At 49.6% G+C, this 10,937-nt stretch carries 12 protein-coding genes; 9 read left to right on the top strand and 3 right to left on the bottom strand.

What is annotated here, in order from left to right; all coding sequences use genetic code 11:
* The first annotated feature begins 201 nt into the window (after window positions 1–201).
* Together M2S36_RS23530 and M2S36_RS23525 are read left to right on the top strand one after the other, a co-directional pair.
* Window positions 202–1,494, top strand: coding sequence for a site-specific integrase (locus M2S36_RS23530; RefSeq protein ID WP_333957957.1), 1,293 nt, complete (start codon window positions 202–204; stop codon window positions 1,492–1,494).
* Between the two features lie 370 nt (window positions 1,495–1,864).
* Window positions 1,865–2,626, top strand: coding sequence for a hypothetical protein (locus M2S36_RS23525; protein ID WP_333957955.1), 762 nt, complete (start codon window positions 1,865–1,867; stop codon window positions 2,624–2,626).
* Window positions 2,627–3,244: 618 nt separating this feature from the next.
* On the opposite strand, the gene M2S36_RS23520 is transcribed toward M2S36_RS23525, so the two are convergent.
* Entirely contained in the window at window positions 3,245–3,559 is a 315-nt protein-coding gene (locus M2S36_RS23520; RefSeq protein ID WP_333957954.1) for a hypothetical protein, read from the bottom strand.
* A gap of 108 nt (window positions 3,560–3,667) precedes the next feature.
* Between M2S36_RS23520 and M2S36_RS23515 the strand changes: the two genes are divergently transcribed.
* The 7 genes from M2S36_RS23515 to M2S36_RS23485 all read left to right on the top strand — a co-directional run bounded on the left by M2S36_RS23515 (window position 3,668) and on the right by M2S36_RS23485 (window position 9,088).
* Entirely contained in the window at window positions 3,668–3,919 is a 252-nt protein-coding gene (locus M2S36_RS23515; protein WP_333957953.1) for a helix-turn-helix domain-containing protein, read from the top strand.
* A gap of 30 nt (window positions 3,920–3,949) precedes the next feature.
* Window positions 3,950–4,174, top strand: a complete 225-nt coding sequence (locus tag M2S36_RS23510) for a hypothetical protein (RefSeq protein WP_333957952.1) — start codon at window positions 3,950–3,952, stop codon at window positions 4,172–4,174.
* Window positions 4,175–4,412: 238 nt separating this feature from the next.
* Window positions 4,413–4,988 carry a recombinase family protein gene (locus M2S36_RS23505; protein WP_085614490.1) on the top strand — a complete coding sequence of 192 codons (576 nt, stop codon included), beginning with the start codon at window positions 4,413–4,415 and terminating at the stop codon, window positions 4,986–4,988.
* A 354-nt stretch (window positions 4,989–5,342) separates the two neighbouring features.
* Window positions 5,343–5,540 (top strand): hypothetical protein, encoded by a 198-nt coding sequence (locus tag M2S36_RS23500; protein ID WP_333957951.1) that lies wholly within the window; start codon window positions 5,343–5,345, stop codon window positions 5,538–5,540.
* A gap of 53 nt (window positions 5,541–5,593) precedes the next feature.
* Entirely contained in the window at window positions 5,594–6,322 is a 729-nt protein-coding gene (locus M2S36_RS23495; RefSeq protein WP_333957950.1) for a hypothetical protein, read from the top strand.
* A 237-nt stretch (window positions 6,323–6,559) separates the two neighbouring features.
* Window positions 6,560–8,800: an NACHT domain-containing protein gene (locus M2S36_RS23490; protein WP_333957948.1), complete on the top strand. Its 2,241-nt coding sequence runs from the start codon at window positions 6,560–6,562 to the stop codon at window positions 8,798–8,800.
* 54 nt (window positions 8,801–8,854) lie between these two features.
* A complete protein-coding gene (locus tag M2S36_RS23485; RefSeq protein ID WP_256575049.1) occupies window positions 8,855–9,088 on the top strand; it encodes a hypothetical protein in 234 nt (77 codons plus the stop codon).
* 211 nt (window positions 9,089–9,299) lie between these two features.
* Here M2S36_RS23485 and M2S36_RS23480 read toward each other — a convergent pair whose 3' ends face one another.
* Entirely contained in the window at window positions 9,300–10,016 is a 717-nt protein-coding gene (locus M2S36_RS23480) for an HNH endonuclease (RefSeq protein ID WP_333957947.1), read from the bottom strand.
* Window positions 10,017–10,126: 110 nt separating this feature from the next.
* Complete coding sequence (locus M2S36_RS23475) at window positions 10,127–10,678, bottom strand: hypothetical protein (protein WP_085614495.1); 552 nt, start codon at window positions 10,676–10,678, stop codon at window positions 10,127–10,129.
* Between the last annotated feature and the right edge of the window lie 259 nt (window positions 10,679–10,937).

Here is a 10,937-nt window from a genome sequence, read left to right as displayed (position 1 = left end):
GCTCCCTTCCGGGCCTGACCATGTGGCATGCAAGCATGCCCGGTAATCAATGCGGGCCTTGTGGAGCAAGGGTTTCAGGCTGATGAGGTAGTTCACCATCGACTCGTGCAGATACGCAGCACGGACTCTCAGAGCTCGGGGTGTGACCAGAATTGTTCCACTCAATTGGTCCACTTTACTGGTCCACTCTGGTGTTCACTCATGGCCTACATCGTCCGCCGCCAGTCCGTTTACTACCTCAACCTTCGCTTGCCGAAGCACCTATTCCCCAACCGCCACACGCTTCGAATTTCCCTGCGTGTACGTGAGCGTCAGGCAGCCCTCTTCCTCGCCTCTTCCCTAGCTCAGCAGGTGAACAGCCACCTGAGCGAACACCCGTTAACCGCTCCTGAGACGCTGCGTGCGTTGTGTGAGCAATGGCGAGTAGCTGCACCCCAGCCAGCCGTTGCAACCGCACCAAGGACAGTTCCAGCAGCCAAACAGAAGCCGAAAGATGAAGGCCCAACACTGGCCACCCTCTCCAAGCTGTACATAGAAGAAGGAAAGCGTGGTGGCACATGGCGGCAAGGCAGCACCGATGACGTTGAACGCGCCCTTGCGGATCTATTCGAGTTGCTGGGGGACATGCCAGCCAGTGCCTTCGATGCTCAGCAAGCACGCCTACTTAAAGAACGACTCAGTCGCTGCCCCCAGTACTTCGGCCTACGTCCCGAGTTCAAGGGCAAGACACTGAAACAGGTTGTGGAATCTGGCAGCACTTACAAGACCATCACTGCCGTCACGGTGAACAACCGGCTACGCAAGCTCACGGCCTTTATGAACTGGTGCAAGGCGAACGGGTATGTCGCTGGGAACCCTTTGGCTGGGATGAAGGTCATGACGGGATCAGCAAAGGAAGCACGCCTGTCATTTGACCGCCATGATCTGACTGGACTGCTGAACCATGAGGCACTAAGGAAGGAAGCACGCAAGCACCCGTGGCGTTACTGGCTGCCTTTAATGGGGCGAGCTACAGGGGCGCGACTTGAAGAACTTTGCCAATTGCGGGTTGATGACTTCATCGAGCAACAGGGAATCCAGTGCATCCGCATCGATGACAGCCGTGAAGGCCAGAACCTGAAGAACGCCAGCAGCCGTCGGATGCTGCCTTTACACCCTACCCTAATAGATCTTGGCCTGCTCCAGCATGTTGAGTCCGTCAGGGTGAGCGGTGCTGATCGACTGTTCCCCGAGCTGGAAGCAGTCCGAGGGAAGCTCGGCCACGCCCCATCGAAATGGTTTGGTCGCTACAAGACGAAGCTCGGCATCACCGACCCCCGCAAAACCTTCCACAGCTTCCGCCACACCTTCATTGATGACCTGCGTGATGCTGGCGTTCAAGACTCACTGATCAAGCGGATGGTGGGTCATGAAGATAGCTCCGTGACCTTTGGCATCTACGGCAGCAGGACGCCAATCAAGGCGATGGTCGAGGCCATGAAGCACATCAAATAACCTCGAATAACCCACCAATAACCTCGGTAAACCTTCCCTTCAGCGGGATGATATTCAGCCGCCTTTCACGCAAAACCCAATGATTACGGGGCAAAAGGGAGGTCTGAACTAAGCAAAAGGCGTTTCTCTCCCTGAAATTGGTTTTTCGGGAAATCCGTCCTGTCAAGTATTATTAGTTGACAGATGAGCCTGCTAAAGAGTATGATTTTCCCCCTACCCAGTAGGTAGACAGAAAATTTAGAAGCCTCCACCGCGACCACCGAATTGGTGCCTTGCAAGGGGGCTTTTTAACGCCTGCGATTTACCAAACCAAACCGGCACAACCTGAGAGGAATGCCTATGCGATTAACTTGAAAAGGAGAACGATCCCATGATGTACCCGCTCGCCTCAAATTCCCCAAGCACTACCGAATCCCACCCCGCCACTGTCCTCCCGGCCATCTTTCTTTCCCAAGCGGAATTGGAAGCACCGAATGCACGCAAGGGGAAGGCTTACGTTGCCTCTTTCTTTAACGTCGACGGATTGTTGATCAGTCCAACAACCGGCGAAATCTTTGGCTACGATGACAAGCCTTCTGCTTTCAGCGAACGTCCTGACTACCAGCCACCCCTCAGCAAGTGCCTGAGTGCTGACGATCTGAACGCGGTCCTGTCACACGTAGACCGACGCAAGTTGCCACTGCATACGCTGCATTCCCTGACTGATGCTCAGGACCAAGCCCATGGTGTATGGCGCCGAACAGACGTGGACTGTCGTATCACTGTCCCGATGATGCACACTCTCCGCAAACTGCACGGGCTGGTGATCTACCGAAACATTGTCATCATGCCTCAAGCCGACTTGGCGAAGGCATTGGGTACGACAGCCTCAAACCTGATGAAGAAGCTGAGCACGTTGATCAGTAGCAACATGGTCAGAGTCAACACTTCGAGAAACGGTGGTATCCGCACAGGTGAAATCAAGCTGACAGTAAATCCACGGCTGATCTTCCGGGGTGATGATGCCAAACGGGATGAGTACATCAAGCATTGGTATCGTGACTGGACAACTCTACACCCTCAATCGGCATCGAGCATGAATAGAAGAGGATGGGATGACAACACCATTACCACAGCAGCACTTGCCGCTTGACCCGAAATGCTGGTTGTTGACCTTGCGTAGTTTCACATCACTTTTTTAAAAAAACTACGCAAGAATCTTGCTGTAAGCCACGCAATACAAGGGGTTGAGAAAAGTCCTATTATATACAAGGATTTCTTGCACCGTTCATAAACACTCATTAGACCGTCAAGTCTAAGCTGTATGCGTTGGCTCAGGCGTAAAGCCCCTTCCCCTATTGCGTAAGCAATGAGTCGTACACAGGGACAACAAACAACAAAGTCACCCAAAATGAAAATAGTTATCATTGTTAGCTGGCGCTAACGGCCAATCGTACCAGTCCAACCAACCAATAACATGGTTGGACAACAAGAATGCGAGCAGCTACCAGAGCTATGCTCTGGTCGTGCAAAACTCAATCCTGCGGATCAGATATTGTGCACAGGAACAGCGTCAGCTGTAGATAGTACGGATTAGTAGGTTTGGGGGGGGGGTTGGTTGTTTCACCCCCTCTATACCGTTAGGTGTCCACGATCCTGACCTACGGTCATATACAGTGCAATCAGCTGAAAGCTTGCCGCTTTCGGTGCAAACGCCCAGCGGAGCTGATCAAGGAATTTGCTTTGACGCTCCGCTGAAGGTGCGCAGCATCTACCGTAGGTAGAAGTACAGGAACACTACCACCAACACAACGAAAATCACCCTTCCTTGAAGCACATCAGCATTCAGCTTGTCTGTCTTGATCTGCTGGTGCGTGGCAGCATCGCTCAAGCCCTGAGACTTGTAGTGCATGATCTGGTCGATTTCCCTATCGATCTTCTTGTTCTGACCCTCGTTGCTTCGCATTGTGATGCCCCACACGATCAACCAAAGCCCTCCTGTCAGAACGGTCAGGATCAGGTGCAGGATGTGGTTTGTCTTCTTCTTGCGACTGGTCAGTACGAACAGTTTTTCGTTCACGGTCATCTCCATATTCTGATAGCCAAGATCAAGGCCAAGGTGAAATTTATCCCAAATTCAGATATCTGAAAACCGGATATAGGTTGGATGGCTACGCTCACCTAGCTATCGACCATGACCAAAACGATCTATCGACCTGAACACACCGCCCTCTTGAACTTGCTCAGGAAGCACAGAAAAGCAGCTGGCTTAACCCAAGTGGATTGCTCAAAGGCTCTGAATCGCCCTCAGTCCTTTATGAGTGATGTGGAGAACGGGACACGTAGGCTAGACATTGTGCAGCTCCGAGACTTATGTAAGGTGCTGGGAATCAGCCTCCCAGAGCTGGTGCAAGAGCTTGAGAATGCGATCACGAAAAGCCAGTAAGCCAAACCAACCCACACAGGACAACTCATCATGGATGACCGCAGTTCAATCACCGCTGATACGCTGGAGCTACTGCACCTCAACCAGACTGCCCTACGTGCTGGCCTTGAGGAGCTGTCTCTCTGGATCAAGCAACGCGGATCAACGAACGTGCACGACAATGTATTGAGCATCATGCACACCCTCGACACCAATGCCGAAGCCATCGCCTCAGGCATCGAGTCTCTACGCTCTACAGATATGCGGCCAGAGTGATTCGCTACGTCATCCATGACCTTACAATGTTGCGACTGGAAAGAAGGCATCAGGAGCAGATGGTGGTTTACAAGGTCGTGGTTCTAAAGCAGATAGAGCAAACCTGCTAGCTCATTAAACGGACGTTTTACGACCCTAGCGGTAAGTGGGCTCATAAGGTATCAACAAATGTGATTTTCTTTTTATGATACCACTGATATTATGACACCACACTAAGTGACCCTACCGAGCACGCCCAATGTCCCGCACCTTCGTTTATGCCCGCGTCTCCACCAACGATCAAACTACAGACAACCAACTGCTTGAGGTGAAGGGGGCAGGTTTCCATGTAGAGCCACACCGTGTCATAACCGAGACAATCAGCGGCAGCACACAAGCAAGCGACCGTCCGGGCTTCCAGAAGCTGCTAGAGCGAATGGAAAAAGGTGATGTGTTGATCGTCACCAAGCTTGACCGTCTTGGTCGTAACGCAATGGATGTACGCACCACTGTAGAGAAGCTGGATTCCGCAGGCATCAAGGTGCACTGCATCGCCCTTGGTGGTGTAGACCTCACCAGTGCAGCAGGCAAGATGACAATGCAGGTGCTGAGTGCTGTGGCAGAGTTTGAGCGTGACCTGCTGATCGAACGCACCCATGCAGGCATCAACCGTGCAAAAAACGAAGGCAAGAAACTGGGCCGTCCCGAAGCGGTGGGTACTACCAAGGATGTGCAGGAATGCAAAGCGGATGGTCTGAGCCAAAGCCAAACGGCTGAGAAGCTTGGTATCAGCCTGGCCACCATCAAGCGTCATTGGAACAAGTCAGCAGCGTGAAGAGAGCAGCAATAGGGAGCTTCACCTATCAACCTATAGCCACCAATACAAACCACTCAATCGCCTTGCTATGGCTCTCTCAGGGGCTGTAGTGCGGCGTTTTTGTTACTAGCTACGATGCCTGAGCATCACAGGTTATTTTCAAGAATAAACAGTTTTCATTCCCCTCCTCTCGCGTCCTGCCAAGAAGCCCGGGCAATCCACCAGATTATTTTGCCAGCCTGATTTTCAAATCACTCTCAGAGCGCTCAGGAAATTTTCGACGGGGGTAGTTTTTCTGACATTCGCCCTCTAGAAATGCAGGTATAGGATGATGGTACAGTGGTAGCTCCTTCACCGCGGAGCGTTGAAACCATGCCCATCCGTAGAACAGGAAATCTCGATCTAGGTGTCGAAGTTGTAAAACTCACGCAAGACAGGCTAGCAGGCTTCCTCAGTGAAGAGGAGCTAGCTCAGACGAAAGTAAAAATTGTGGATGGTAAGCTTTCATTCACCGCACCCGAATCGGTGCTCAAGAGAATTACACAAAATTTCGGCCAACCCGCTGGTTGACGTATAGGTGATATGCCCATGCTGACCCGTGGGCATTGTTGAGGGGAAGTTAAGTGGGAGAGACGGATACACCAGACTTCAACAAAGCAAGAAGCTACCTGATAGGCTTTTCCACTGTCGTGCTTCTGCTGTGGTATTTCGGTGCAGACCTTTCGACCTTCAAGCTGCTCGGGAACGAGATCAAGCTCAAGGAAAATGTGCAAAACGTTTGGATGGTTCTGGCAGGGATCAACACCTACCTATGGGTGAGGCTATATCAGCGAACCCCCGAGGGTAGCTTTCGGTTTGATCTTGCAATGCACGAACTGTACGACAAAACACTTGTCGCGGTAATGAGGCGACTACAGAAGAAGCAGATGCGAAGCCATGCTATGAAGCTCATCACTAGGACGCCCGGCACTGTTGAAGGTAAGGTCAACCTTCTGAGCTTCAATCCGAAAGGCAAAATGACCTACGCGGATAGACAGCCGCCTCCCGGGGCAGAACCGCCAGATAAGCTGACCGTGATTCGAAAGCTAGATAGCAACACGAGAAACGAGATTCGCTATACCTTTTACATTCACTACACCGTGGGCAATAGCGACCATCATCAGCACGGCGGTGAGGCCTTCACCACAACGCCTTCCGGTCTCGTTGCAAGACTCGTCAAATGGTACGTTTTTGCTAGAGGAGCGATTGTCTCCCCTTGGTTCTTCGATCATGTCACCCCTTTCTTATTGGGCTGCATGAGCATAGGTGTAGCTCTGTTCAACTGGTATCAGATCAATTTTCCACACGCATAAACGCATGCTCAAGGGAGGCCGCTCGGGATAGGTTAAGGCCCGAGGTTCTGACACGCATGCCCACAAAGCAAGGCACTTTACGACTTTTGAATCCTGCTCTGTAGCCGATCACCTAACTCGATGATATCATTTCAGCATCACTCGGACCTGACACACGGTAACCAATACCGCATGCTTTTTGCCGAACATCTTGACATTCAGCCAAGATTAAAATGCGGTATCTGATAGGAAGTTTAGATGAAAAGCTGGAAGCAACTCGAAGAGCACACGCGAAATCTGGCATCAATAATATGGAAAAGGCCAGCCATACCCGAAAGAATACATGGCGTTAACTTTGATGCAGTTTTGCGTATTTCGGAAGAAGAAATAGTTTTAATTGAGATCACGGAAGAATCTAACTTAGAAAAAGTTAGAACCGACATCGCGAAAATCGCTGCCGTGAAATTAAATTTCATGATTGAAGGCGTACTCGCCAAGGCTTACATAGTATTGAGCCGAGAGCCAAGCCCCGGCATGATCGATCTCGCCAAGGCATCGAAGATATCTATAACATCCATTAGAAACTTTATTAAAGAAGCGTTTGACTACCAATCCTATAGTACGCTCAGGAGGGCGGTGGCATTTGGCAGCGCGATAAATCCGACGACCGGAGAGCCAGACAAGCACGACTATATTCCCGTCATCTATACAGATGAAAGTGAGAGAAAAAAATACAAGATCAAAGATATCTGTGTAAAACTCGAACGCGGCGACAAGATAATACTCTTAGGCGATTATGGAACAGGCAAGAGCAGGTGCACCAAGGAAGTATTTGAGTATTTTTCAACCTCGACTGAATCAGGAAGAAATTTCTTACTATCAATTAACCTACGCGAGCACTGGGGTGCAACTACCGCAATTGAAATAATCGCCGGCCACCTACAACGCCTAGGGATGTCAGAAGCCGTTGACAGAACGATGCAACTTTTACGATCTGGCCATATCACTTTAATTCTTGATGGCTTTGATGAAGTTGGCTCTCAAACATTTGGCACCAATCAGGACCGAAGAGCATCCATCAGGAAAACGGCACTACAAGGAATTAGAGAGCTCATTTCTGCTACACCTGCAGGCGTTCTTATCACAGGTCGCCCACATTACTTTAACAGCCATCAAGAAATGTACGAAAGCCTTGGTATCAGCACTCGAATTCAAGGAGACACTTTAATAAAGTGCGCAACTGAATTTAATGTTGATCAAGCCAAAGAATATCTGAAAAACATCGGATTGAGCTCTGTCGTTCCTCAATGGCTCCCTCGAAAGCCACTGATGTTCCAGATACTTGCGGAAATCGAAGCATCGGAAGCTGATCGAATTCTCTCAGCCTCGTCCGGTGAAATTGGTTTCTGGGGCCAGTTCATTGACACAGTGTGTGTCAGGGAAGCGAAAATTCATTCTTCCATTGATCCAACTTCGGTTCGAGAAGTACTTACTAATCTGGCCAGCTATACACGGTCAGGCGATCGAGAACTAGGCAGATTAAGCCCAAAAGATGTCAATAAAGCTTATGAGGCTGCGACCGGGATGGTTCCTGATGAGTCTGGGCAACTCATGCTCAGCCGTCTATGCACTTTAGGGAGAATTGAGCCAGAATCACCTGACCGTCAGTTTGTTGATCCATATATTGTTCAGCTATTATTTGCCGAGAGCTTAGCCGAAGATATATCAAACAAAAATTACGATATACTCTCCCTTCATTGGCGACAGTCAATCCAGCAAATTGGACTTTTATTCCTCGCACAATGGATAGAGCTCTACGATCTCGAAAAAGAGGCACTATCCATGATTCACCGTGTAGCCAACCCTGTAAACGGACAAGCTGTCGGAGAGCTGGTGGCCGCATTGACACTTATGCATCAAGGGGAATTAGACCTAGGAGGGCTTAGAGTTCAGGATGCCGAAATCTGCACCCTTCACCTCGGCCATATCGAATTGCAAAACGTAACATTTATAAATTGTTTATTTGGCACGCTTGCATTTGATTCTTGCAAAATCAACGAGAATTCTAGAGTAGAAATACATAAATCTTATGCCGCAATGGCTACGGGACTTACATCTAAAGATGCTTTGCCCAGCTGGGTAACCAGCACAATCATTGAGGAAACCCAGAGCGCGTCCAACGCTTCAAGAATAAAATCTAGTAATCTGCCGCCAGCGCAAAAGCTATTCCTATCAATAATCCAAAAAATCTTCTTCCAAAGGGGCGGCGGAAGAAAGGAGAGCTCTTTGTACAAGGGTGGATTCGGTGAGCAGTACGACCGAAAAACCATTGATCAAATATTGGCAATACTGGTTAACGATGGCTTCGTCGAAAAAAGCAAGGACAACTCTGTCTTTATCTACAACCCTAAGCGTGAATACACGCCACGAATGAGGGCAATCAGAGATCAATTAGGTCTCAGCAAAGATGCACTCTGGTTAAAGATATCAACACTTTAATCTCCATCCCCTCACTGACCTCGACCGAGGCTCAGTGGGGGAGCTTTTAATAACATGTTTCTCGTCATGCTGCTTATAGCTGCACATAAGAACTATGAAGACCGTCGCCGTCGTCAGGCTGAGGATATCGAGAATGCCAAAGCCAGAGATGTTTATAAAGGCCGACACGTCGATCAGGCACTTCATAACCGCATCAAAGAATGTCTGGATGCTGGTAAAAGCATCCGTAAGACTGCCGAGATTGTCGGCTATGCAGTATCTACTATGCAACGAGCGAAGACAGCGTAACGCAACTCAGGCGCCAGCCACGCCCTTGCCACTCAAGTCAAGGGCTAACGCCTCACTACCCCAACTTATTTCTGAATCAACAACGACTCCTATTACCCACCTCGCACTTTGCTTAGCACTTCAGAAAAGAATCTGAAATTATTTTCACCAGCAAAGAAGCCAAACGCATGCCGTAGTGCGTCAACTATTTCGCAGCGGAGTAATTCGTCCGTCATCTAAAGAAGCTCTTCTTAGCCTCTTCAATAGTAAGCCATCGCTTACTAGCAACCATAGCCCTATGCAGCAAACGATGACAGCTAGCACAGAGCAGCGCCACATCCTTGACTTTAGTTTTAATCTCACCAGTCACACTGAGAGGCACGATATGATGACATTCAAACATTGACTCCCTAATTTTCAGATCGACGTTAGAGCCATCAGTTTTACAGAGATCGCATGATAGCACCCCGACCTTTAGGCGACTGGCGATCAATTCTTTTCGTAGCTTTGCACTACGCTCACGCCGAATGTGCACCATGGTCGCGGCCTTACCCTCTGCAAACACCTCTTCATCATCAAAGTTGGGGAGAAGGTCGACAACCTCTAAACTATGGCGGATGAGACCGGCCAATTCACTTGTGAGCTGAGGCTCTTTACCAAATTCGGACCACACCTCCCGGTCAGTCTTTGAAGTATTGTTAAGGCCAACCCCAATATGAACCGCACGAAGATTTTGCAGCTTAAACGCCACACCATCCGGATTTCTGAAGGACGGCTGGCGAGCGGCCTGTGCATGGTGAGGGAATGATCTTAACTCTTCTGATAATTTACGAACCCTATCGTCAGTCGGGCCCGGAATCTGACCATAACAACTCTGGTAAAGCTCCAAGGCGAGAATGACCTCATCCCGTGTCCAGCTTGGATTACCGTGCCCTTTAGTAACCGCCATACACAACTCCGTAAAGACTTACCAAAACGCCAACAGATCAAGCATACCACCCAATGCTGGGTACAGTAGCAGAGTATTAACGTGATCTGTTGATTGCGCGGCTAGGCGACTCAGAGCACGCCGTTATAGACTATTGGACTTTTATCAATTCCAACATCGTCACGGATAGCATTGAGAAGACAAAGAGCTTTGACACGGACCGTTGCCCATTCGTAGCTGACAGTTCCGTTGGCAATTTGTAGAAGGAGATCAATCAGATCATCTTGGGCGTCCATAACAGATTGAGGTGCCAGCATTGCGAGATACCCATAAACCCTAAGTCGTTGCTCATTGAACTCATCGAAGCGGGCCCCAGCTTCATTGGCCACCAATCTCCCACTTTCGTGAGAGTCAAGCGAGGCAAGCAGTAGGGCGACCACTTCTATAGCTGCACGATATGTAAGTAATTTGTCGTTTTGGAAGCGAAGGGTGGTCTGCATAACAACGTCGAGCTCTCGCTTGGTCGACTCAAGCTGAGCAGCAAGTAGATGTGTCTGTTTGGCCAACATTTTTTCGGCCCAAATTCTCCCGAACCAAGTGGACAGACCCAGCACTACTACGCCACCACCTCCGATTGACAGGAGGCCGGCAGAGAAAATTTTGAAGGCATCTTCCCAAGTCATAGGCAGCACCATCGAGCCAAAAGCTAAGTATGGTTGAAATCAGGACCACCCAAGGAAGGCTCTTTAGAATCTGAAGGAAATGACTGCGAATGCATTCCGACCTCACGAACGGAGGGGCTTGGAGACAAGAAATTCGATGATAGAATGCCAAGCACAGTGCACCACCTAGGTGTACCTAAACGCTGTCACACTTCGAGATTTTTGAGCAAGAAACCCTTGAGAACTCAAAGGGTTGCGTAATGGAGGCGGCCCCACCAGC

Origin of the sequence: Pseudomonas sp. SF2 (assembly GCF_036858055.1) — a bacterium.
Classification (GTDB): Bacteria; Pseudomonadota; Gammaproteobacteria; order Pseudomonadales; family Pseudomonadaceae; genus Aquipseudomonas.
The sequence above is the reverse complement of the archived record's forward strand: the minus strand, read 5'-3'. Positions and strand labels throughout refer to the sequence as shown.

What these genes read in the sequence shown, in the direction of transcription:
- M2S36_RS23485 (WP_256575049.1), top strand. Translation starts at nt 8,855, where the DNA reads ATGTTTCTCGTCATGCTGCTTATAGCTGCACATAAGAACTATGAAGAC.
- M2S36_RS23525 (WP_333957955.1), top strand. Translation starts at nt 1,865, where the DNA reads ATGATGTACCCGCTCGCCTCAAATTCCCCAAGCACTACCGAATCCCAC.
- M2S36_RS23490 (WP_333957948.1), top strand. Translation starts at nt 6,560, where the DNA reads ATGAAAAGCTGGAAGCAACTCGAAGAGCACACGCGAAATCTGGCATCA.
- M2S36_RS23480 (WP_333957947.1), bottom strand. Translation starts at nt 10,016, where the DNA reads ATGGCGGTTACTAAAGGGCACGGTAATCCAAGCTGGACACGGGATGAG.
- M2S36_RS23515 (WP_333957953.1), top strand. Translation starts at nt 3,668, where the DNA reads ATGACCAAAACGATCTATCGACCTGAACACACCGCCCTCTTGAACTTG.
- M2S36_RS23505 (WP_085614490.1), top strand. Translation starts at nt 4,413, where the DNA reads ATGTCCCGCACCTTCGTTTATGCCCGCGTCTCCACCAACGATCAAACT.
- M2S36_RS23475 (WP_085614495.1), bottom strand. Translation starts at nt 10,678, where the DNA reads ATGACTTGGGAAGATGCCTTCAAAATTTTCTCTGCCGGCCTCCTGTCA.
- M2S36_RS23530 (WP_333957957.1), top strand. Translation starts at nt 202, where the DNA reads ATGGCCTACATCGTCCGCCGCCAGTCCGTTTACTACCTCAACCTTCGC.
- M2S36_RS23510 (WP_333957952.1), top strand. Translation starts at nt 3,950, where the DNA reads ATGGATGACCGCAGTTCAATCACCGCTGATACGCTGGAGCTACTGCAC.
- M2S36_RS23520 (WP_333957954.1), bottom strand. Translation starts at nt 3,559, where the DNA reads ATGACCGTGAACGAAAAACTGTTCGTACTGACCAGTCGCAAGAAGAAG.
- M2S36_RS23500 (WP_333957951.1), top strand. Translation starts at nt 5,343, where the DNA reads ATGCCCATCCGTAGAACAGGAAATCTCGATCTAGGTGTCGAAGTTGTA.